We start from the raw sequence: 22,593 nt of genomic DNA on the forward strand, positions 1-22,593 counted from the left end.
GCCCCAGCCCCATGCCGGCGAGGGCGCCGAGGACGTAGCCGGTCAGGGCTGCCCCCCCGCCCACCACGACCGAGACGAAACCGGCGATCAGGCCGCCAATCAGGTAGAACACGCCCACCATCGCCAGATTGCCCCCGTGCACCCGCAAGCCCGCGAACAGGTGCTCGATACGCAGGGGCTGGCCCTTGTAGAGGGCGTCGCAGCCCAGCACCATGCCCGCAGCCATGATCGGAAAGCCGATCAGCACCACCGCCCAGCCCAGCAGGGGCACCAGTCCCAGCACGAAGAGCATGATGATGAAGATCAGGCTGATGACGATCCACACGCCCGGATTACGCAGGAAGAAACCCCAGCCCGCCTTCAGCCAGTCGATGGCATCAGCAGGCGAAACATGGCGCGGCTGCGGATGCCGCGCGGCGTTGTGAGGGTGGGCTGCCGGGGAGGCCGGTTCGGTCATGGCAAGGGGGCGGACGGAAAAATCGAAAAATCAGGATGTTGCGCTGCAGTGAAATGCTAGCCCAAATCCCCGGGCGACGCCAAACCGGTTGCGTCCGTCAGGGACGGATCAGGCCGGCAGCGCTGGCAGATCGGTGGCTGTGGCGCGCCGCCGCAGGATGCAGCGGTACTCCTCCGGATCCTTCACCAGGACCATTTCACCACTACGGGGCAGGTGGAAATCTTCCAGACGCGATAGCCAGAAACGCAGCGCCGCTGCCCGCAGCATGGCTGGCCAGGCAAGACGCTCGGCATCGGTGAACGGGCGGGTCCCGGCGTAGGCAGCCAGCAGCGCTCGGGTGCGCCCTGCATCCAGACGGCCGTCTCCGCCGGCACACCAGTCGTTGAGGGTCACGGCCACGTCGAACAGCAGGGCATCGACGCCGGCGAAGTAAAAATCGATCACGCCACCGATGAAGTCCCCGTCCCACAGCACGTTGTCCCGGAAAAGGTCCGCGTGGATCACCCCCTGGGGCAGGGCCTTGAGATCGAAGCCGCCCTGGAACGCCATCTCTGCGTCCAGTTCCGCCCGGGCGTCGGGCGCCAGATGGGGCCGCACCCGCGCTGCGCAGGTGCTGCGCCACTCCGCGCCCCGGGGGTTGGCCTGTTTGCGCCCGAAGGACGCTCCTGCCAGGTGCAGCCCGGCCAGCATGGCCCCGATGCGGGCGCAATGGGGTTCCGTGGGGGCCATCTCGGAGCGCCCCGCCAGCCGGCTCACCAGCACCGCGGGCTTGCCCGACAGGGTGCCCAGGTACTCATTGTCCCGGTTGGCGATGGGTGCCGGCACCGGGAGACCATGGCGGGCCAGGTGGGCCATCAGGTGCAGGTAGAAGGGCAGCTCTGCCCTGGGCATCGTCTCGAACAGCGTGAGCACGTAGCGCCCCAGGCTGGTGGTGACGAAGAAGTTGCTGTTCTGCACGCCGGCGGAAATGCCCTGCAGGCCATCCAGGCGGCCAATGGCGTAGTTGCTCAGCCAGGCGGCCAGATCGGCATCGGTAACGGGAGTGAATACGGACATGGTGGGCGGAGCTTACAACATCTCGCGGGGTAGAATGCTTCCCCCGTTTCACCCTGCGCCGCACCCCCATGTCCCTGCTCCTCAACGCACCCCAACGCGAAGCCATTCATTACCTGGACGGCCCCTGCCTCGTGCTGGCGGGTGCGGGTTCGGGCAAGACGCGGGTGATCACCCAGAAGATCGCCTACCTCATCACCGAATGCGGGATGAATCCCCACGCCATTGCCGCCATCACTTTCACCAACAAGGCGGCCAAGGAAATGCTGGAGCGGATCACCGCCCTCATGGGGGGGAGGGGCGCCAACGGCCTCACCGTCTGCACCTTCCACGCCCTGGGCGTGCGTATCGTCCGCCAGGAGGCCAGGCACCTGGGGCTCAAGCCCCAGTTCTCCATCCTGGATGCCTCCGACGTCACCCAGATCATCGCCGAGATGACGGGCAGCAACGACAAGAACCGGGCCAAGGCCATCCAGTGGCAGATCTCCAGCTGGAAGAACGCCCTCGTCGAGCCCCACGAGGCCACCCGGCTCGCCACCGACGAGATCTCCTCGGCCGCCGCGCTGCTCTACACCGAATACGACAAGACCCTGCGGGCCTACCAGGGGGTGGACTTCGACGACCTCATCCGCCTGCCGGTGAAACTCTTCGAGGAACATCCGGAGGTCCGGGAGCGCTGGCAGAACAAGTTGCGCTACCTGCTCGTGGATGAATACCAGGACACCAACCGGGCTCAGTACATCCTGCTCAAGCACCTTACCGGCGTGCGGGCCGCCTTCACCGCCGTGGGCGACGACGACCAGGCCATCTACGCCTGGCGCGGCGCCGACATCGAGAACCTGCGCCAGCTGCCCACCGACTTCCCCAGGCTCAAGGTCATCAAACTCGAGCAGAACTACCGCTCCACCACCAACATCCTCACTGCAGCCAACACGGTGATCGGCAACAACGAGAAGATCTTCGAGAAGAAGCTCTGGTCCGAGCATGGCGCCGGCGACCCGGTGAGCGTGGTGGCCTACCAGACCCCCGAGCACGAGGCCGAGGCCGTGGTCATGAAGATCTCTGCCCACAAGTTCGAGCACCGCACCCGTTTCAAGGACTACGCCATCCTCTATCGGGGCAATCACCAGGCCCGGCTCTTCGAGCAGCAGCTGCGCAACCACAAGATCCCTTACGCCATCTCGGGTGGGCGCAGCTTCTTCGAGAACGCCGAGATCAAGGACCTGTGCGCCTACCTGCGCCTGATTGCCAACGAGGACGACGATCTGGCCTTCATCCGCAGCATCACCGTGCCCCGCCGGGGCGTCGGTCCTGCCACCATCGAGGCCCTGGGGCGCTATGCCGCCCACCGCAACATCAGCCTGTTCACCGCCGTTTTCGAGGAAGGCGTGACCGAGCACCTCAATGCCCGCCAGCTGGAGTCCGTGCGCGAGTTCTGCCACTTCATCAACCGCATGGCCCACCGCGCCCCCCGGGAGCCCGCCGGGCAGGTCATCAACGACATGCTCAAGGCCATCAACTACGAGGTGTGGCTCTACGAGAGCTGCGAGCCCCGGGAGGCCGAGACCAAGTGGAGCAACGTGGGTGACTTTACCGGCTGGCTTGGCCGCAAGGGCGAGGAGGACGGCAAGACCCTGTCGGACATGATCCAGACCATCAGCCTCATCACCCTGCTCGACAAGGAGGGTGAAGACCTGGACCAGGTGCAGCTGGCCACCCTCCACGCCTCCAAGGGCCTGGAGTTCAAGCACGTCTTCCTGGTGGGGGTCGAGGAGGGCATCCTGCCCCACCAGTCTTCCATCGACGAGGACAAGATCGAGGAGGAGCGCCGCCTGATGTACGTGGGCATCACCCGCGCCCAGCGCAGCCTCACCATCAGCTACTGCGACCGCCGCAAGGCCGGCCGGGAGGTGCGCACCTGCGACCCCTCCCGCTTCATCGACGAGATGGGCGAGGGCGGCATCCGGCGCAGTGACCGCAAGTCCGCCGAACCCGTCACCAGGGAAGACGCCCGCGCCCGCATCGCCAATCTGCGCGCCATGCTCGGCAAGGGCTGATGCTGTGCTCCGGTCCCTTCTCCCGGTAGGGCCGGATTCATCCGGCCGTCCTGGTGTCCGTGGTCGAGGGGCAGTTCAGCCGGTGCTGCCGTCCCCGGGTGCTGTTTTTTCGATGGCCCGTGTCAGGATCGTCAGGGCCGTCTCGAAATCATAGTTGGCGACGGCCGTGTTGCAGGCCTCATGGTCGCCTCCCAGGAGGTGCCGGATGCGCGGGGCAAGGGCGTCCCAGGCCGGTTGCGCAGCCACATCTCCCAATTCCAGCAGGGTCAGGACAGGTGCAAGCTCTTCCAGGATCATTTTCCAGTTTTGGGGCAGCGCGTCCGATGAGGTGACAGGGCGCGCCTGTCCCAGCGTGAGGGGAACTTCAATCCAGAACAGGCAGCCCTGGCCGGTGTTCCTGTTCAAGCCAATTTCTCCTGCCATCAGATCGACGAGGCGTTTGCATAGTTGCAGGCCCAGCCCCACGCCACCGTATTTTCGCGTCGGTGAAGGATCGCCCTGGGTGAAGAGTTCAAAGATGTGTTCTTGCAGCTCGACCGGAATGCCGATGCCCTTGTCCTCAACCTCGAAGCGGACCCGCAAATGGCTTCCTTCCGTGAGCGGTGCCTGGATGCGGAGGATCACCGGGCCGGTGTCTGAGAATTTGATGGCATTGTCGATCAGTTCAGTCGTGACCTGCGCGAGACGGTTCATGTCGCCATGCAGGCGATCCGGCATCCCGGCTGACACCCTGGTTTCAAGGGAGAATCCTTTCGACGCAAGGGCTCCATGGCTGGATTGATTGATTTGCCTGAGGAGCTCGGCGAGCTCGAAATCCTGCGGGATGATTTCAAGCTGGGCGGTTTCGGTGTGCACCGTGTCGAGCAAATTGTTGATCAACCTGGCCAGACGCTGACTGGCCTGATGAATTTTCTCGATGCGATCCAGTGCTTTTGGTGCTGCCACTTCGCGTTTCATCAGGCTGTTCAGGCTGGTGATGTGGTGCAGGGGGGTGCGCAGCTCATGACTGATGTTGGCCAGCAGCAGGTTTTTGGCCTGATGGGCGGCCTCTGCCCGGTCTCTCGCAGAGGCAAGCTCCCGGGTACGTGCAATCACCAGGTCTTCCAGGTGGTGCTTGTGCTGTTGCAGCTCTGCCGTGCGCTCGGCAATCCGGTGTTCCAGGTCACGATTGGCATCCAGCAGGGCTGTCTTGCGATCGATCAGCGTTTGCGCGATGCGTTTCACGGAGTGCAGGGTCTGCTGGATTTCTGTGGTCTGGGTCTCCGTGTTCAGGTCTATCTGCTCGTCGCCTTCTTCGATGCGTCGGGCAAATCGGGACAGTTGCTCGACGGGCTGGCTCAGGCGAGAGGCCAGGTATCCGATCAGGACGATCAGGAGCAGCGCGGCCGTCAGCACTACGGCCAACAGGGTCTCCTTGAGCGCTTTCACGTCGGCCAGGATGCTGTCCATGGGCTGTCGTGCCACCACTTTCCAGCCCAGGGACGAGGTGCTCAAAGGTTCTGTCAGGGAGGCAGAGGCGCTGGCGTAGGGGCGTGAGCCGTTCCAGGAGTCCGTGGTGAACGCTGTCTGCAGCACATTTGCGGGGGGGCGCACCTCTGTACCGGTGGTGTCGGGATAAATGACAACCCCATCCTTGTTGACGATATAGATGTCAATGTCGCCAGAGGTGATCCGGTTGGTGCGCAGAATCTGGGTGACATCGTCTGCCCATGCCCAGTGGGCATGAGCGCCCAGCACCCCACGCAGGGTGCCATCCGCGCCGACAACCGGCGCCGTGAAGTCGATGAAGCGGATCGCTCGACCATCTGCCGGCGCTGGCAGATGCTTGCTGAGCAGCAGGGCTTCGTGCAGATCCCCCACGTACTGTCCGGTCTGGCCCTGAATGAACCAGGGGCGGGTACTGACATCCGCCTTCACCAGAAGGCCATTGGTGGAGGCGAGCACCTCGCCGGAGACGTCGGCATAGCCGATCCAGGCGTAATTCGGGTAGGTCTCCTTGAGCCGGTCGAGTACATGCTCCAGTTGGGGGGCATCAATCGGCCCGCTCTTGAGATAGGGGGCCTCGGCCAGCAGGCTGATCTCCCGCTGACGTTCCTTCAGGTTTTCCGACAGGACCGCGGCCACCGACACCGCCAGGTTGTGCAGCCCTTCTAATTTGTCGTCGCGCAGGCGTTGGGTATAGACCTGATCCACATAAATGTAGGTAGGCAGGCCAATTGCCAGTGTGGTCAGCCCAAAGAGTTTGGCCAGCCGTTTTTTGAAGGTTTGCATGAATCTGTTGCTTGAAAACGAGGATCAGGAGTGCTGCCAAAGGCTCTGCGCTGCACACAAGGCCTTCCGCCTTGCTGGACTATGGGGCTGACTGATTTTTTGGACAAGGGGTGACGTGGGCTGAGGCACCGTCTGAGCGGTGCCCAGCGAGGCGGCAAACGCCTGCACACGTGACGGGGGAGAGGGCGGATTGAAGGTGTCGGGCAGAAGACGCCTGATCTTGATCGGGCCTTTCGTGAGTGAACCGAGCACGGCAGGCGCGCCTGCCTGCAAGCGGCAGATCCGTCCCCGGCTTCGGGTAAGATCTTGCCCTTGGTGACGTGGGTGCTTGTTCTCTGCTCCTGCGCCGCGGGCCGATGCCCGAGGAATTTTAAATGCACGGGGCGCCCCGCCCCGTTGATCCAGGCAGGCGCAGGACTGGCAGAGCAGATGTTTGACAGGATCTCGATTCGCTACAAGCTGATAGTCCTGCTGGGCCTGAGCGCCGCGCTGGCCTTGCTGATCTCGTCGGTCATCACGATCTATTCGATTTATCTGAGTGAGTCGAGGGCGTCCCTGCGCGTGCTGCACCAGCTCACCGACGTGATCAGCGAGAACATGCGCGCGGCGCTGGCCTTCGGCGATGCACAAAGTGCCAGTACGATGCTGGCGTCCCTGCGGGCGGATGCCCACGTCCGGTTGGCGCTGGTGAGCGATGAGGCGGGGCAGCCGCTGGCCGAGTACCGGGCGCTTGGCTTGCCGGGGGCCTTGGGGGATCGCCTGCTGGCCGACGTGCAGGCGCGGATGCAGGACAGTGCGGATGTGTTGCGCCGGCCCGGGGGCTCCGTGGAGCAGACCGACAACGACTTCATGGGGGTGTTGCGCCCGGTGTTCTTCGAGGGCGCGCCCATCGGGGTGCTGGCGGTGGTGTCCGACACGGGGGTGATGTGGGCGAAGATCCGGGAGCTGGTGCTGCTGCAGGTAGCCACGTCGGTGGTCACGCTGGTGCTGTTGCTGTTCCTGTCGGTCAAGCTGCAGTCCTTGTTCACCCGTCCGATCATGGAGTTGGTGGAGGCCATGGAGGATGTGGCCCAAACCAAGAATTACCGTGCGGTGCTGGCGGCGGCGCGGCGGGATGAGTTCGGAACGCTCCATGGGGGCTTCAATGCCATGCTGGCGGAGATCCGCGAGCGGGATGACCTGCTCAGCCGGCTGGCCACGACGGATGCGCTGACCGGGCTCGCCAACCGCCGCCATGCCATGGACGCCCTGCAGACGATGCTGGCGCGGGCCCAGCGCAAGGGGGATCCGGTGGGGATCATCATGCTCGACATCGATGCCTTCAAGGCGGTGAATGACCGTTATGGCCACCCTGCGGGAGATCGGGTGATCCAGGAGGTGGCCCGTGTCCTCCAGGCCAATGCCCGGGAGTACGACGTGGTGGCCCGGCTGGGGGGCGAAGAGTTTCTGGTGGCCTGCGATGGCGGGACGCAGGAGGCCACCGTGACGATGGCGGAGCGCATCCGCACCGGGGTTGAGGCCTGCCGGATCCAGGATTCGGCCGATACGTCGCTCCATGTCACGGTGAGCCTGGGGGTGCATTCGGCGGTGCCCCAGTGTGCCCAGGAAGATATTGAACAAATGATCCGCGCGGCCGATCAGGCCCTGTACCGTGCCAAGGAGGCCGGTCGCAATCGCTATGTGGTGGCGTGAAGGGAGAGACTGGGTGAGGATGTTGCCGGGGGTGTTGGCCCTGCTGGTGGTGCTGCAGGCGCCGTGGGCATGGGCCGGGGATGAGGAGCGCAAGCTCGAGGCGGTGTTCATCGGTCGCTTTGCCAGCTACATCGAGTGGCCGGCCAAGCCCCGGGAGCGTTTCGTGATCACGCTGCTGGACGACAACCCGTTCGGCACGCTGCTCGACGACCTGTACCGGGACAAGCGCATCCACAACAAGCCCATTGAGCTGCGCTACGCCACCCGGCTGGAGCAGGTGGGGGAGACGGATGCCCTGTTCATCACCCTGACCAGCGCATCGGCCCGTGCGGCAGCCATCCAGCATGCCCAGCGCAACGGCATCCTGACCATCAGCGAGGCCAAGGGGTTTGCGGAGAGTGGTGGCATCATCCAGCTGGACTTCGTGGAGCAGAAGGCCCGCATCAAGATCAACCACGCGGCGGCAGTCAAGTCGGGCCTGCGCATTGGCGCACCCCTGCTTTCGATTGCCACCGTCCTGCGGGGGGACAAGCCATGAGCGCGCCGTACCGCCTGGTGCTGTGTCTGGCCCTGGCTGGGGGCGGGGCAGCCCTGGCCGCCGACAAGACCGTGCAGGAAACCAACGATTACTACCTGCGTCCGTTGGACGCGCTGCTGCGGGTGGAAACCCAGGCCAAGGCGGCGGTGGGCTCCCGTGGGGGCGCGCGGGATGCGCTGGATGCGGAGGTGCCCATCGACATCATCACGTCGGTTCAGCTCCAATCCACCGGCCAGGCCGACCTGCAGCGTGCGTTGGCCGTGCTGGTGCCGGGGTTCAATGCCCCGCGCCCCAGCATCACCGATGGTACCGACCACGCGCCGCCCTTCACCCTGCGTGGCCTCAATCCGGATCAGGTGCTGGTGCTGGTCAACGGCAAGCGCCTCCATCAGAGCGCGCTGCTGCACAACAACGGCACGGTGGGCAGGGGCAGTTCGGGGGTCGATCTGGCCACCCTTCCCCTGCGGGCCATCGAGCGGGTGGAGGTGTTGCGTGACGGGGCGGCGGCCCAGTATGGTTCCGATGCCATCGCAGGCATCATCAACATCGTCCTCAAGGGCTATGGCCAGCGCAGCCAGGCCACGGTGACCTACGGGCGCACAGGAGAGGGGGACGGGATCACCCGGCAGGGGAGTCTGTTTCACACGCTGCCCCTGGCGGGGGACGGTTTCGTGAACTTCACCGCCGAATGGCGCGACCGGGGTGCCACCAACCGGGCCGGGGCGGATGCCGGCGACGGCGGGCGCATGAATACGCTGTTCGGGGATGCGGATACCCAGGACGGGTTGTTCGCCCTCAATGCCGAGCTGCCCCAGGGCGATGCGCTTTTTTACCTGCATGGCCTCTACGACCGGCGCCGCAGCAGTGCCGGCGCCTTTTACCGCAGGGCGGGCGACGATCGTAACATCGGGGCGATCTACCCGGACGGCTTCCTGCCGCGCATCGAGCCGAAGATCCTCGATTTCTCGGCCACGGCGGGGGTGCGCGGGGTGCTGGACGACGGCACCCGCTGGGACATCAGCTACACCCACGGACACAACGACTACCATTTCTACGTCCGCAACTCCCTCAACACCTCCCTCGGGCTGGCAACGCCCACATCCTTCGACAGCGGTGCCACGCGTTACACCCAGCAGATCCTCAATGCGGACTTCAGCAGGAAGATGGGCCGCCACACCCTGGCAGGGGGCTACGAGTTCCGCCGGGAGCGTTATCGCATCCTCGCCGGCGATGCGGCCTCCTACATGCTGGGTCCGGCCGACAACTTTGCTTACGGCGCCCAGGGTTTTCCTGGGTTCAGTCCAGAGAATGCGATTGGGGCCGGGCGCCACGCCCATTCCCTGTATGGTGATCTGAAGTACAGTGCCACCGAGCGCCTGATGCTGGACGCGGCTGCCCGTGCCGAGCACTACAGCGACTTTGGTTCCACCCTCAACGGCAAGCTGGCCCTGCGCTACCGTGCCACGGACGACCTGCTCTTCCGCAGCAGCGTGAGCACGGGCTTCCGGGCGCCGTCCCTCTCCCAGAGCCATTTCTCGTACACCGGCACCTATCGCAACAGCAATGACGCCGCAGCCCAGTTCTGGGGCAACTTTGCGGTGGAGCATCCCGTGGCCCGGGCCCTGGGGGCCACCGACCTCAAGCCGGAAAAGTCCCGCCATCTGACCCTGGGCATGGTCTTTCAGCCTTCGTCCCAGCTCACCGCCAGCGCGGATGTGTTCGTCACCGACATCCGCGACCGGATCCTGCCCACGGGCTACATCTCGGCCTACAGCCTGTCGTCCCTGAGCCCCCAGGCGGCTGCCGTGCTGGCCCAGAACAATATCGACGGCGCGGTGTACTTCACCAATGCCATCGGTACCCGCACCCGTGGCATGGACCTGCGCCTGGACTACAGCCATGAACTGGCAAACAGCGCCCGGCTCAAGCTGGTGGCGGCCTACCAGCGCAGCCGTACCCGCATCACCGACGTGAATCAGGCGCCGGAGGTGCTGGGGGTGAACATGACCGACCTGATCCTGGATCCTTTCACGCGGGTGCTGATCGAAGGCAGCCAGCCTGTGGATGCCATCAAGCTCTGGTCAAGATACAGCCAGGGCCGCTACGACCTGGTGCTCAACCTCAACCGCTTCGGCAAGTTCTACAGCGTCAGCGCCTACGACCGGGTGGCCTTCTCGGCCAAATGGACCCTGGACGCCGAACTGAGCCTCCGGCTTGCCAGGGATGTGACCGTGGCGCTGGGGGGCGTCAATGTCCTGGACGTCCGTCCCGACAAATGGGGCAGGACCGACGACAGCCTGGTGGGGGCCGGCAAGGTGGTCCAGTATTCCCAGTACGCTCCCTTCGGCTATAACGGCGCCTACTACTACCTGCGGCTGGGGGTGGATTTCTGACGGCCGCGCGGCTCCCCGCGTCCCGAAACCTGCCGCCCCGCCGGATCCCGCACTCACCCGGCTACGAGCAGCCCATCCGGGCCACGGCGCTGGCCAGGAGCCTGCTGCGGTGGGCCGGATTCGTTCACCGATCTCGATGCGGGAGCGGATGCCCTTGGCAATGGCCGGCGCAAGCGCCTTGCGGCAGGTCTGGTCAGTGATCGAGACCGAGGCGCTGGCACAGGGCCAGGGTGGGGGCGGACTGGTTCATGCTGTAGAAGTGCAGGCCGGGTGCGCCTGCGGCGATGAGCTTTTCGCACAGCTCGCTGACCACATCCAGGCCGAAGGCCTTGATGGCGTCGCTGTCGTCGCCGTAGGCTTCGAACTTGCGCCGCATCCAGCGCGGGATTTCCGCCCCGCAGGCATCGGAGAAGCGGGCCAGCTTGGAGAAGGACGTGATTGGCATGATGCCCGGCACGATGGGGATGTCCACGCCGAGGGCGGTGCATTCGTCCCGGAAATGGAGGTAGGCATCCACGTTGTAGAAATACTGGGTGATGGCCGAGTTGGCGCCGGCGTCCACCTTGCGCTTGAAGGCGAGCAGGTCGTCGCGGGGGCTGCGGGCCTGGGGGTGATACTCCGGGTAGGCGGCCACCTCGATGGTGAAGTGATCGCCGGTTTCGGCGCGGATGAATTCCACCAGTTCGTTGGCGTAGCGCAGTTCGCCCGCGTAGCCCACACCGGAGGGCAGGTCGCCGCGCAGGGCGACGATGCGGCGGATGCCGGCGGCCTTGTAGCGCTGCAGGATCTCGCGGATGTGTTCGCGGGTGGAACCGATGCAGGACAGGTGGGGGGCGGCCTCGCGGCCTTCCTGCCGGATCTCGAAGACGGTGTCGAAGGTGCGCTCCTGGGTGGAGCCGCCGGCGCCGAAGGTGACGGAGAAGAACTCGGGTTTCAGTTCAGCCAGTCGACTGCGGACGGTGCGCAGCTTTTCTGCTCCCTCGGTGGTTTGGGGAGGAAAGAATTCGATGGAAATGGGGGGTTTGGTGGACACGGTGCTTCCTCGCGGGCCCGCCCGGCAGGTGCCGGGCAGGCAGGGGGATTCCGGTGGTGGCCGGCCCTGGGGCGGCAGGCCACCAAGCGGTCTTAGTAGCGGTAGTGCTCGGCCTTGTAGGGACCTTCGACGGGCACGCCGATGTAGGCGGCCTGCTCGGGACGCAGCTCGGTGAGCTGGGCGTTGAGCTTCTTGAGCTGCAGGCGGGCGACCTTCTCGTCCAGGTGTTTGGGCAGGGTGTATACCCCGACCGGGTAGTCTGCGGTACGGGTATACAGCTCGATCTGGGCGATGGTCTGGTTGGCGAAGGAACTGGACATCACGTAGCTCGGGTGGCCGGTGCCGCAGCCCAGGTTCACCAGGCGGCCCTTGGCCAGCAGGATGATGCGCTTGCCATCCGGGAAGATCACGTGGTCCACCTGGGGCTTGATCTCTTCCCACTGGTACTGCTCAAGGGAGGCGACGTCGATCTCGTTGTCGAAGTGACCGATGTTGCAGACGATGGCCTGGTCCTTCATGGCGGCCATGTGATCGTGGGTGATGACGTGGAAGTTGCCAGTGGTGGTGACGAAGATGTCGGCCAGGCTGGCAGCATATTCCATGGTGACCACGCGGTAGCCTTCCATGGCGGCCTGCAGGGCACAGATCGGGTCGATCTCGGTGACCCACACCTGGGCCGACAGGGCGCGCAGGGCCTGAGCCGAGCCCTTGCCCACGTCGCCGTAGCCGCACACCACGGCGACTTTGCCGGCGATCATCACGTCGGTGGCGCGCTTGATGCCATCCACCAGCGACTCACGGCAGCCATAGAGGTTGTCGAACTTGGACTTGGTGACCGAGTCGTTGACGTTGATGGCGGGGAACTTGAGTTCACCGCGCTGGTGCATCTGGTAGAGGCGATGCACGCCGGTGGTGGTTTCCTCGGTGACGCCCTTGATGGCGGCCAGACGTACGGAGTACCAGCTCGGAGCCACTGCCAGCTTGGCCTTGATGGCGGCGAAGAGGATGGTCTCTTCTTCGGAGGACGGGTTGGCCAGGACGGAGAGGTCCTTCTCGGCCTTGGCACCCAGGTGCAGCAGCAGGGTCGCGTCGCCGCCGTCGTCGAGGATCATGTTGGAGAAGCCGCCGTCCAGCCACTCGAAGATGCGGTGGGTGTAGTCCCAGTAATCGGTGAGCGATTCACCCTTGACGGCAAAGACCGGGATGCCCTGGGCGGCGATGGCGGCGGCAGCGTGGTCCTGGGTCGAGAAGATGTTGCAGGAGGCCCAGCGTACTTCGGCGCCGAGGGCGGTCAGCGTCTCGATCAGGACCGCGGTCTGGATGGTCATGTGGAGGGAGCCGGTGATGCGCGCGCCCTTGAGGGGCTGGGCCGCAGCGAACTCGTCGCGGATGGCCATCAGGCCCGGCATCTCGGTTTCGGCGATCTTGATCTCCTTGCGGCCCCAGTCGGCCAGGGAGAGATCGGCGATGGCAAAATCGGTGAACTTTTCAGCCACAGTGTTCATGAGGTTTCCTCGAACGTGTGGCCGGGAAGGGACTACGGGTGGCTGATCATCAAGGGCTCACCACGTCTCCCCGTGCCCGGCACGGGTTTGCAGACAAAGCATGGACGGGTGAGCGCGGTTGCTGGCGCCTGCGGCGATCGACTGCCACGGACACTGACATCGAGCCTGGGACTGCCGGATGGTGCACCCGGTTGCCTTGCAGCGCTCCTCGAAGTTGAGCTCCGGATTATAGCGGTTTTGCCGGCAGGATTCATCTCGTCGCCCGCATTTACGGCCGGAGGGCAGCGTCGAGCACCTTGCTGAAGGTGGCGGCATCCTGAAAGCCCACGACCCGCAGGCTCTGACGCTCGGTGCCCGTGGCGTCGAAGAAGATGATGCCCGGTGGGCCGAACAGCCGGAAGCGCTTGAGCAGGGCCTTGTCGGCATCGTTGTTGGCGGTGACATCGGCCTGCAGCAGCAGGAAGCCTTCCAGCCGGCGTGCCACGGCCGGATCGGCAAAGGTGAAGCGTTCCATTTCCTTGCAGGAGATGCACCAGTCCGCATAGAAGTCCAGCATGACCGGACGATCGGCGCTCTTGAGGAGGGTCTCCAGCGCCTCTACCGAGCTCACCCGCCTGAACTCCGGATGGGCTGTGGCTGCAGGGGCGCTGGCAGCCTGGGCACGCAGCACGGCCAGGGGCTGGAGGGGATCCCGGGAGCCGGCCAGGGCTCCGGCCAGCAGCGCGGTGCCCGCCAGCAGCGCGACGACCCCGAAGCCTTTCCAGAAACGCTGCCAGCCGCTGGCATGGGGGGGCAGGGGGTCAAGGGCGTGGAGGTAAATGGCCGAGAAGATCAGCAGGCCTGCCCAGGCCAGCATGGGTACGATGTCCGGGACAACCGGAGAGAGCAGCCATACCGCGACGGCCAGTAGCAGCACGCCGAAGGCCCGCTTGACCCCCTCCATCCAGGGGCCGGGCCTGGGCAGGGCGCTGCGGGCCAGCAGGCCCACCAGCAACAACGGGGCACCCATGCCCAGGGCCATCGCAAACAGGGCGAAGCCGCCGAGTACGGCATCGCCGGTTTGGGCGATGTAGAGCAGGGCGCCCGCCAGGGGCGCGGCCACGCAGGGCCCGACGATCAGGGCCGAGAGGGCGCCCATCACGACAACTCCGCCGGCGGAGCCCCCCTTTTGATGGTTGGCGGTGTCCGAGAGGCGGCTTTGCAGCGCCGTGGGGAGCTGCAGTTCATAGAAGCCGAACATGGAGAACGCCAGCACCACGAACACCAGGGCAAAGCTGCCCAGCACCCAGGGGTTCTGTAGTGCAGCCGACAGCAGGGTGCCCGACAGCCCGGCCGCGACACCGGCCAATGCATAGGTGAGGGCCATGCCCAGCACGTACAGGGCGGACAGTCCCAGGGCGCGTCCCTTGCTGATGGTGTGGCCCTGGCCGACGATGATGCCGGACAGGATCGGGATCATCGGGAAGACGCAGGGGGTGAAGGTGAGCAGCAGGCCGAAACCGAAGAAGCTGGCCAGGATCACGGCACTGCTGGCGCCGTCCAGCAGGCGGGCGATGCGACCGGATTCGTCGTGTCCGGCGCTTTCCGGGGACTGCTCTTCTGCTGGTACGGTGTCTCCCTGGCCCAGGGCCCTGGCCAGCAGTTTCTCCTGGCCACCGCCACTGGCGAGGGTGATCTTCAGGGGCTGGGTGTGGGGGGGGTAGCAGATGCCGATGTCCGCGCAGCCCTGGCTGGTGAGCTGCAGTTCGAAGGGCGGTTGGCCCCGGGCAACGGGAAGGGTGAACACCAGTTCCTTGCGGTAGATCTCCACTTCCCCGAAGGCGTCGTCCTTCTTGGGCTTGCCCGGAGGCAGGGTGGGGGCGCCGAACTCGATCCCCTCGGCGGCAAATTTGAAGCGGTGGCGGTACAGGTAGTAACCGTCGGCCACCTGGAAGCGGATTTCGACGGTCTGGGGGTCAAGGGCGCTGGCGCTGGCCTTGAAAGCCTGGTCCACGGGAAGGGGTTCCTGGGCCTGGGCGGCCAGGCCCAGGCCCAGCAGCAGGGCGGACAGCAGGTAAAGGAGGGAATGAAGAAGCAGGATCATGGCAGGCAGTGTGACGGGGCGGAGGGCTCGTGCCTCCGGATGGATCAAGAATCGGTGCCCGGCGCCGGGCGCTTCAGGGGCAGCTTGTTTCTGCTGCAACCCAGGCCAGGTAGCCGGGCAGCCCTTGCTGCAGTGGGATCGCGACGATCTCGGGAAGTTCGTAGGGGTGAGCTTTGAGGAGGGCGGCTTCCAGGTCCGGGTAACGCTCCCGGGTGGTCTTGATCAGCAGGGGGATTTCGTGTGCCTCTTCGACCTGCCCTTTCCAGTGATATACCGAGATGCACCCGGGCAGGATGTTCACGCAGGCGGCAAGGTGTCCTTCGATCAGCTGCCGGGCGATGTGCCGGGCACTGTCGGCATCCGGCAGGTTGGTGAGGACGAGAAGGGTGTCCGCAGGTGTGCTCATGGCTTATTTCAACAAGCGACGGCGGGTGAGGGCGAGGGCCAGCCAGAAGGCCGGCAGGGTGATCGCCAGGAGGGCTGCGCCGTGGAGCAGGGCCTGACTGGGCCATTGACCGAGCAGTAGGGGCCGGGCCAGGCTGACCGCATGGCTCAGGGGCAGGAGTTCTGCCACCACCCTCACCCCGTCGGGCAACTGGCCCTGGGGGAAGAACACGCCGGAGAGCAGGGTCATCGGTGTGATGAAGAGGGTGAAGTAGTACATGAAGAAATCGTAGCTGGGGGCGACGGCGGTCATGATCAGGCCCACGGCCGCGAAGCACAGGCCGGTGAGGAAGATCACCGGGATCACGGCCAGCGCCAGGGGTGAGGCGGCGAAGCCGAACAGCGCAATGACCGCCAGGATGGCGGTGCCGGCCAGGGTGGCCTTGGAGGCTGCCCACAGGAGTTCGGCGGCGACGATGTCGTCCAGGGCCACGGGGGCGTTCATGATCGCATCCCAGGTTTTCTGCACATGCATGCGCGAAAAGCCCGAGTAGAGGACCTCGAAGGTGGCCGCGTTCATGGTGGAGTAGGCCAGGGTGCCGCCGGCCAGGAAGGCGATGTAGGAGACCCCTTCCACCTCGGGAACCAGCAGGCCCAGACCGTAGCCCAGGCCCAGCATGTAGATCACCGGGTCGGCCAGGTTGCCGACGATGGAGGGCAGGGCGAGTTTGCGCCAGACCAGGAAGTTGCGCCGCCATACGGCAAAGAGCCGGGGCGTGAGGCAGGGTGGGGAAAAGGCGTTCATCAGTCGCGCAGCTCCCGTCCGGTGAGCTTGAGGAAGACGTCTTCCAGGTTGGCCGGTCGGTGCAGGGTGCGCAGGCCCGGCTGGTGGGCCAGGTGGGCGAGCAGCGGGGCCGCGTCGTCGGTGTAGCAGAAGGCCGTTTCGCCGCTGATCTCGCAGCGCTGGCTGTAGTCCGCCGCATGGCGGGCCGCCCATGCGGCGGCGCCGCTGGCGGTGGCGGGACTGTCCCCTGCCCAGTCGCCGAAGACTTCCACCACCTGAGGTTCGATGTGGGCGGCGATCACCTCCCGGGGGCTGCCTTCGACGAGGATGCGTCCCTGGTCCAGGATCGCCAGCCGGTGGGCGAGGCGCTCGGCCTCATCCATGAAGTGGGTGGTCAGCAGGATGGTGGTGCCTTCCGCAGTGAGCCGCCGCAGACGTTCCCAGATCAGGTGGCGGGCCTGGGGGTCGAGGCCGGTGGTGGGCTCATCCAGCACCAGCAGGTCGGGCCGGTTGACCAGGGCGCGGGCCAGGCTCAGGCGGCGCTTCATGCCGCCGGAGAGATCCTGGATGCGGGCGTTCTCCTTGCCTTCCAGGCCGGCGAAGGCGAGCAGCTCGGGCACCCGGGGGGCAATCTGCCCGCGGGGGATGCCGAAGTAGCCGGCAAAAACGATGAGGTTCTCGGCGCAGGTGAAATCCGGGTCCAGGCTGTCCATCTGGGGCACCACCCCGACCCGGGCCCGGGCATCCCGGGCCCGCTCGGGCACCGGCAGGCCGACCAGGGTGAGGGTGCCGCCACTGGGCTCCGTGAGTCCCAGGGCGCAGCGCAGGGTGGTGGTCTTGCCCGCACCGTTGGGGCCCAGGAGAGCAAAGCACTCTCCCGGGCGCAGGCGCAGATCGATGCCCCGCACGACTTCCCGGGCAGCGGGACCCTGGCCGAAGCGTTTCACCAGGCTTTCAATGACGAGGGGCATCAGGCAGCGGGCGGAGTCGTGTCCAGGAAGGATGGGCGGGCCAGTACTGTGGCAGCCCAGGCGGCCAGCTCCGGGTGGGCGCTGCGCCAGACCAGGTGGTTCAGCCGGAAATCCAGATAGGCCAGGGCACAGGCTGCGGCAATGTCCCCGATGGTGAGGCTGCTGCCCCCCAGACCCTTGCGGGCGGACACCCGCAGCTCCAGGGCGGCCAGGCCCCGGTGGATCTTGGTGATCTGGCGTTCGATCGTGGCGGGATCCTGCTGGGCTTCTGGGCGCCGGGTTTCCAGGAAAATGGTGACGGCCGCATCGGTGAGGCCGTCAGCGAGGGCTTCACTCTGGCGCACTGGCAGGGCGGCCAGGCGGTCTGCAGGGATCAGGGCGGGGCCACCCAGGGTTTCCAGGTAATCGGCGATGACCGGGGAGTCGAACCAGACTTCGCCATCGTCGGCCACCAGAGCGGGCACTTTCCCCAGGGGGTTGTAGTCGGGCACCGAGGTTTCGGCCAGCCAGGGGATGTCCACCTCAAGGGTGAAAGGCAGCCCCTTTTCTGCCAGGGCCACACGGATCTTGCGGGCATAGGGGCTGGTCAGGGAGGCGACGAGTTTCATGCAAGAGGTCTCCAGGCGCGTTCGATGATGGAGCGGATCACGTGCAGCTTGCCGTGAAAGAAGTGGTCGGCCCCGGGTACCACCACCACCGGCAGCTCCTGGGGCTCGGCCCAGGCCATCACGTTGGCGAGAGCCACTGTCTCATCCTTTTCTCCGTGGATCACCAGGCTGTCGGGCCGGACCGGCAGGGTCGTGTAGCTCCGGGCGCCGGTGACCTCCCCGGTGGCCGTGCCGACCAGCACGATCCGCTCTGCGGGGGTCACCCCGTCGGCAAGGCGGGCGGCCACCCGGGTCTGCACGTAGGCTCCGAAGGAGAAGCCGCCCAGGGCCAGGGGCAGGCCGCCCCAGCGGCTCTGGGCCCAGCTGATGACCGACAGCATGTCTTCGCTTTCGGCGATGCCGTGGTCGTGGGTGCCTTCGCTCTTGCCCACACCACGGAAGTTGGGGCGCAGCGCGGCGTAGCCCAGGTCGCGGAAGACCCGGGCCAGGGTGTGGGCCACCTTGTTGGTGTTGCTGCCGTGGAACAGGGGATGAGGATGACACACCAGGGCGATTCCACGGACCTGCGCGGGGGTGTCGATGAGCAGCTCGATGTGGCCGTCGTGGCCGCGGATCAGGGCGTTTTCGGTGGAGGCACGGGTCATGATCAGATCTTCAGGCGTTCGACGATACGGCCGTTCTGCAGATGTTCGGAGATGATCTCGTCCACGTCGGATTTGTCGATGGCGGTGTACCAGACATTGTCCGGGTAGACCACGAGCACGGGGCCGTCATCGCAGCGATCCAGGCAACCGGCCTTGTTGATGCGGACCTTGCCCTGGCCTTTGAGCCCCAGAGCCGCGATGCGGTCCTTGGCGTAGGTCTGCAGTTCGACCGAGCCACGGGATGCACAGCAGTCCTCACCCTCGGGACGCTGGTTGCAGCAGAAGAAGACGTGGTGCTTGAAGTAGCTCATGGGGCAACCCTCCAGAGGGCAGTATGGAATGAACGGATTATCGGCCAAGCGGCGATGGGCGGGTAGCCTGCTGCCTTGCCCGTCAGGGTTTCCTGGGGGCTGCGCCTGGGTGGCTGGCGCCCAGGAGTCCCAGATAAGCGAATACGGCGAAGGGCCACAGGCTGGCCGCCAGCTGTGTCAGACCGTGGAAGTTGAGAAAGTTGCCCCGCTGGATCAGGGCGACTTCGCTGGGCAGGAAAGGGTTTTCGGGGGCGAGATTGACCAGGGCCGTCCCGACCAGCAGGGCCATGCCGGCCAGCATGCCGTGGGTGCGGGCAGGCAGCAGCAGTCCCAGGGCCAGTAAGGCGGCTCCCGCAGCCAGGCCGATCTGGCCGCCGGGCGTGGCCCATTGAAGTGGATTGCCGGGCGCAAAGAAGCTGGCCATTGCCAGGGTCTTTGCTCCCAGCCCCAGCACAATCAGCAGCGCCAGGCTTGCGGGGCTGAACTCGCGCATCATGCAGCGGGCCGTCAGGCCCACCGCTACCAGCTGACTGGCGGCAATGGCGGCCTCCACCTTGACGAAGCGCGTCGGGTTGAACTGGAGCGGCGTGGGCAGATCCAGCAGGCGGCGCAGGTCGCCGGTGGCGAAGAGCAGGCTCTCGGGGGTCAGCAGGGTCAGCAGCCACAGGCCCAGCAAAACCAATCCGATTTCCCCGGGGTGACCCGCCACGATGACCCGGCGGCGCCAGCGGGTCAGGCCGCTGTCGGGGGCAAACAGGCGTTCCCCCCAGCGTCCGCCGGCCAGGGCCCCGAGGAGCCCGCCCAGACTGTTGCAGCCCACATCCAGGTTGGACGGTACCCGGCTGGGGAGGAAATTCTGCAGGGTTTCCACCGACAGGCTGAGACCGAAGGTGAGCAGGGCGGCCAGCGTCACCGCCCAGCCCCGGGGCAGACGGCCCAGCGCCGGTACCAGAGCGAAGCTGAAGGGCACGATCCCGATCACGTTCACCGTCAGGTCCACCCAGGTGTAGTAGCGCGGCCAGGGCGCGTCGAGAAAGTCGAACAGGGGCAGTCCCGGATCCCGCCAGCCGCTGAAGGGGTGCAGACAGGCGTAGACGACCAGCACGCCGATGGCTGCGGCGAAGTAGGCGGCGAGGGGAGAGCTGCGGCGGGGATGAGGCATCGGGAACCGGGAAAGGCACGTCAATGCTCATTGTAGGGCCGAATGTCGAGGCACACACCGGTGGCAGGCGGCCGCTGGCGGTGATCCGGCGCAGGTTTTGTGGCCGGACCCGGACTCCTCCAGAGTCGGGCGGGACAGAACGGCCTGCTTGCCTGCCGCGGCAAGGGGCGTGGGCCGGCTGCACGCAGCCCCGCCCGGGTGGGGCTTGACGGGAGGCTGCCGGCTGGCGATGGCAGGAGTTGGCTGGGAATATGCTTGGAAAAGGGCACGCGACGAAAAATAGGGCAGTTGTCATAGAGTCTCTGGACAATGCCAGTGCATACTCCGCTCATCATGAGCTCCCCTTACAAGGACACCCCCTCCGTGCTGCTGCCCCGGCGACACCTCCTGCGTGCTGGTCTGGCGTCGTCCCTTCTGCTGGGCCTGGGGGCCTGCAGAAGGGTCAGCAGTGAGCCCATCAAGTTCGCCACCAACCCCTGGCCTGGGTATGACCCGCTTTACGTCGCCCGGGACAAGGGTTATTTCGAGGAGGCGGGGCTGGCGGTGAACCTGGTGGACCTCACGTCCCTGGGGGCTTCCCGCCGGGCCTTCGAGCGGGGTCAGGTGGATGGCTGCGGGGCCACCCTGGTCGAAATCCTGCTCGCCGCTGACCAGGCGGGCCTGCGCCCGCAGATCGCCGCGGTCGTGGATTATTCCGATGGGGCAGACATGGTTGTGGGTTCGGGAGGCCTGGCCGGACCGGCCGACCTGCGTGGCCGGCGGGTGGCGATCGAGCCAGGAACCCTGCATATCCAGTTGCTGGCCCTGGCATTGGCGAGTGCAAGCCTCACGGTACGCGACGTGATCCTGGTGCCGATGCCCCAGAATGCCATGCCTGCGGCCTTTGCCGACGGCCTGGTGGCGGCGGCCGTGTGCTTTCCGCCGGAATCGAACCGTCTGCTTGAGAGTGGCGGACGGGTGATTTTCCATAGCGGTCAGGTGCCTGGGGAAATCGTTGACACCCTTGTGTTTGAAGGTGGCTTTGTGTCCCGGCGGGGCGCGGATGTGCAGGCGTTCGTCAGCGCCTACCATCGGGCGATCGATTTCATGGTCGGCAATCCGGACGAAGCCCATGGCATCATGGCCCGGCGGGGGGGCATCAGCGTCGAGGAACTGCGCGCCACCATCGCCGGCCTGCGTTATGTGAGCCGCCGGGAGCAGCCCGACCTGCTGGCGCCCGGAGGGCCGGTGGAGCGCTCCCTGAATCAGTTGCAGGATGCGATGCTGTCCCTGGCCCAATTGCGCGAGTCCCGCTCCCTGAAGGATTTCCTGATTGCCCGGGATCTGGTTGCCCTTCATGGGCAGACGGCCTGAGGCCGGTTGATGAGCGAGCCCCGTTTCCTGTCCCTGCGCTGGCGTCTGATGGTGCCCCTCCTGGCGGTCTGGCTGGGGAGTATGGTGCTGGCGGTGGCCGTGCTGTACCTGGGTATCCTGGATCGGTTTCAGGGGCTGGTGGGGCAGCACGCGCGGATGATGGCCACGGCCGTCCAGTCGGCGGCCGAAACAGCGCGGGAGCCGGAAGACCTGCACCGTTTTGTCGCTGCGCTGGGGGCATCCCGGGACATGGAAAAGGTGGTTCTGGTGGCAGGGGCGCCGCCGCGCATCCTGGCATCCAGCGATCATCGCCTGTCCGGCCAGCTGCCTGAGCACCTTGGCGATACCGACCTGGTGGGGCAACTGAGTCGTGCGCTGGAGGAGCGGAAGGGCTGGCAGCGGGTCGACCCGGCAGGCCTCCGGCTGGATCTGCTGGAGCCGGTGCTTCTCCTGACTGCAGCCAGCACAGGTGGGCGACTGGAGGCCGGTGCCCTCTACCTGCGCATGGATGCCAGCCCCCTGTGGCAGGCAGCGAAAGAGATCGTCGTGCAACTCTCCCTCTGGCTGGGGGGCATCCTCACGGCTCTGGCCAGCTTGATTTACCTGCTGCTGTCCCGGTTCGTGCTGACCCCTGCCGAGGGGCTGCGTCAAGCGCTCCTGGACAGGAAGGAGGGCCTGGTGACGGTGTCTCTGACCGCGCCGCGGCGCGATGAGCTGGGGGAGCTGGCGCTGACGCTGGACAGCCTTCTCGGAAATCTGGAGGGACGCAATCAGGAAGTGGCACGGATGACCCGCCTGTATCAAGCCCTGTCGGCGACCAATCAGGCCATCGTTCATTGCGAGGGACCGGCGAGCCTGCTGTCCGAGGTCTGCCGGATTGCGGTGGAGCAGGGACAGCTGGATCTGGCCTGGATTGGATTTGTCGATCCCGAAACGGGGGGCCTGTTGCCGGTGGCGGTGCATCGTCAGGGGGGCGTTTCCGATCCTGCTGCGCTGCATTGCTTTCTCGGCCGGGAAGGGGTTCCGGCCGCGCCCCAGGTTTTCAACGACGTCCGCACCACGCCGCTTGCTCCGGCATGCCTGGGGTGCTCCGAGCACATGCTCGACGGCGCTTTCGCGGTCTTCCCCATCCGGGGTGACGAAGGCCCTGACGGGGCCCTGGTCCTGAGAACGTGTTCACGATCCCACGGCGATACCTGAAAATACCCGGATGCGTAGCAAAAAATACCCCAGCGACATCACCCGCGAACAATTTCTGGTGATTCTGCCGATGCTCGAAGCCGTTCGGCGCAAG

18 protein-coding genes, 1 pseudogene and 1 riboswitch are annotated in these 22,593 nt (G+C 65.8%); of the genes and pseudogenes, 6 read left to right on the forward strand and 13 right to left on the reverse strand.

Annotated features, from left to right (window positions below; genetic code table 11):
- Positions 1-457 (reverse strand): annotated as a pseudogene (locus PHD22_RS01895) (hypothetical protein); the annotation flags it as partial.
- Positions 458-565: 108 nt separating this feature from the next.
- Positions 566-1,513, reverse strand: a complete 948-nt coding sequence (locus PHD22_RS01900; RefSeq protein WP_299861499.1) for a homoserine kinase — start codon at positions 1,511-1,513, stop codon at positions 566-568.
- A gap of 68 nt (positions 1,514-1,581) precedes the next feature.
- Here PHD22_RS01900 and PHD22_RS01905 point away from each other — a divergent pair, with 68 nt between their 5' ends.
- Positions 1,582-3,567, forward strand: a complete 1,986-nt coding sequence (locus tag PHD22_RS01905; RefSeq protein WP_299861502.1) for a UvrD-helicase domain-containing protein — start codon at positions 1,582-1,584, stop codon at positions 3,565-3,567.
- A 75-nt stretch (positions 3,568-3,642) separates the two neighbouring features.
- On the opposite strand, the gene PHD22_RS01910 is transcribed toward PHD22_RS01905, so the two are convergent.
- Entirely contained in the window at positions 3,643-5,838 is a 2,196-nt protein-coding gene (locus tag PHD22_RS01910) for an ATP-binding protein (protein WP_299861505.1), read from the reverse strand.
- Between the two features lie 429 nt (positions 5,839-6,267).
- Between PHD22_RS01910 and PHD22_RS01915 the strand changes: the two genes are divergently transcribed.
- The 3 genes from PHD22_RS01915 to PHD22_RS01925 are packed head-to-tail and all read left to right on the forward strand — an operon-like array spanning position 6,268 to position 10,461.
- Positions 6,268-7,530 (forward strand): sensor domain-containing diguanylate cyclase, encoded by a 1,263-nt coding sequence (locus tag PHD22_RS01915; RefSeq protein WP_299861508.1) that lies wholly within the window; start codon positions 6,268-6,270, stop codon positions 7,528-7,530.
- Between the two features lie 19 nt (positions 7,531-7,549).
- Positions 7,550-8,068 (forward strand): YfiR family protein, encoded by a 519-nt coding sequence (locus tag PHD22_RS01920; RefSeq protein ID WP_299861555.1) that lies wholly within the window; start codon positions 7,550-7,552, stop codon positions 8,066-8,068.
- A complete protein-coding gene (locus tag PHD22_RS01925) occupies positions 8,065-10,461 on the forward strand; it encodes a TonB-dependent receptor (RefSeq protein ID WP_299861511.1) in 2,397 nt (798 codons plus the stop codon). Before PHD22_RS01920 ends, PHD22_RS01925 begins: the two co-directional genes overlap by 4 nt.
- A 193-nt stretch (positions 10,462-10,654) precedes the next feature.
- Here the strand turns inward: PHD22_RS01925 and metF are convergent, their stop codons facing one another.
- The 10 genes from metF to PHD22_RS01975 all read right to left on the reverse strand — a co-directional run bounded on the left by metF (position 10,655) and on the right by PHD22_RS01975 (position 19,946).
- Positions 10,655-11,494, reverse strand: a complete 840-nt coding sequence (gene metF, locus PHD22_RS01930) for a methylenetetrahydrofolate reductase [NAD(P)H] (RefSeq protein ID WP_299861514.1) — start codon at positions 11,492-11,494, stop codon at positions 10,655-10,657.
- 92 nt (positions 11,495-11,586) lie between these two features.
- Positions 11,587-12,999 (reverse strand): adenosylhomocysteinase, encoded by a 1,413-nt coding sequence (ahcY, locus tag PHD22_RS01935; protein WP_299861516.1) that lies wholly within the window; start codon positions 12,997-12,999, stop codon positions 11,587-11,589.
- A 103-nt stretch (positions 13,000-13,102) separates the two neighbouring features.
- A riboswitch (S-adenosyl-L-homocysteine riboswitch) is annotated at positions 13,103-13,215 on the reverse strand.
- A 52-nt stretch (positions 13,216-13,267) separates the two neighbouring features.
- Positions 13,268-15,082 carry a protein-disulfide reductase DsbD gene (gene dsbD, locus PHD22_RS01940; RefSeq protein WP_299861519.1) on the reverse strand — a complete coding sequence of 605 codons (1,815 nt, stop codon included), beginning with the start codon at positions 15,080-15,082 and terminating at the stop codon, positions 13,268-13,270.
- A gap of 73 nt (positions 15,083-15,155) precedes the next feature.
- Positions 15,156-15,488, reverse strand: a complete 333-nt coding sequence (gene cutA / locus PHD22_RS01945; protein ID WP_299861522.1) for a divalent-cation tolerance protein CutA — start codon at positions 15,486-15,488, stop codon at positions 15,156-15,158.
- Positions 15,489-15,491: 3 nt separating this feature from the next.
- On the reverse strand, positions 15,492-16,271 hold the full coding sequence (locus PHD22_RS01950) for an ABC transporter permease (protein WP_299861524.1): 780 nt from the start codon (positions 16,269-16,271) through the stop codon (positions 15,492-15,494).
- Positions 16,271-17,221: an ATP-binding cassette domain-containing protein gene (locus tag PHD22_RS01955; protein ID WP_299861526.1), complete on the reverse strand. Its 951-nt coding sequence runs from the start codon at positions 17,219-17,221 to the stop codon at positions 16,271-16,273. The genes PHD22_RS01950 and PHD22_RS01955 overlap by 1 nt, the downstream gene beginning before the upstream one ends.
- Positions 17,221-17,829, reverse strand: coding sequence for a glutathione S-transferase (locus tag PHD22_RS01960; protein WP_299861529.1), 609 nt, complete (start codon positions 17,827-17,829; stop codon positions 17,221-17,223). The genes PHD22_RS01955 and PHD22_RS01960 overlap by 1 nt, the downstream gene beginning before the upstream one ends.
- The gene (locus PHD22_RS01965; protein WP_299861532.1) at positions 17,826-18,473 is read right to left on the reverse strand and encodes a CocE/NonD family hydrolase; all 648 of its coding nucleotides are present in this window, start codon (positions 18,471-18,473) and stop codon (positions 17,826-17,828) included. The genes PHD22_RS01960 and PHD22_RS01965 overlap by 4 nt, the downstream gene beginning before the upstream one ends.
- 2 nt (positions 18,474-18,475) lie before the next feature.
- Positions 18,476-18,784: a (2Fe-2S) ferredoxin domain-containing protein gene (locus PHD22_RS01970; RefSeq protein WP_299861534.1), complete on the reverse strand. Its 309-nt coding sequence runs from the start codon at positions 18,782-18,784 to the stop codon at positions 18,476-18,478.
- Between the two features lie 82 nt (positions 18,785-18,866).
- A complete protein-coding gene (locus PHD22_RS01975; RefSeq protein ID WP_299861537.1) occupies positions 18,867-19,946 on the reverse strand; it encodes a VanZ family protein in 1,080 nt (359 codons plus the stop codon).
- A 333-nt stretch (positions 19,947-20,279) separates the two neighbouring features.
- On the opposite strand from PHD22_RS01975, the gene PHD22_RS01980 reads away from it, so the two are divergent.
- Both PHD22_RS01980 and PHD22_RS01985 read left to right on the forward strand, forming a co-directional pair.
- Positions 20,280-21,299 carry an ABC transporter substrate-binding protein gene (locus PHD22_RS01980; protein WP_299861540.1) on the forward strand — a complete coding sequence of 340 codons (1,020 nt, stop codon included), beginning with the start codon at positions 20,280-20,282 and terminating at the stop codon, positions 21,297-21,299.
- Positions 21,300-21,308: 9 nt separating this feature from the next.
- Positions 21,309-22,499 carry a HAMP domain-containing protein gene (locus PHD22_RS01985; RefSeq protein WP_299861543.1) on the forward strand — a complete coding sequence of 397 codons (1,191 nt, stop codon included), beginning with the start codon at positions 21,309-21,311 and terminating at the stop codon, positions 22,497-22,499.
- Positions 22,500-22,593: the final 94 nt, after the last annotated feature.

The sequence above is a fragment of the Zoogloea sp. genome (assembly GCF_028693495.1).
In the GTDB taxonomy this organism is placed as follows: domain Bacteria; phylum Pseudomonadota; class Gammaproteobacteria; order Burkholderiales; family Rhodocyclaceae; genus Zoogloea.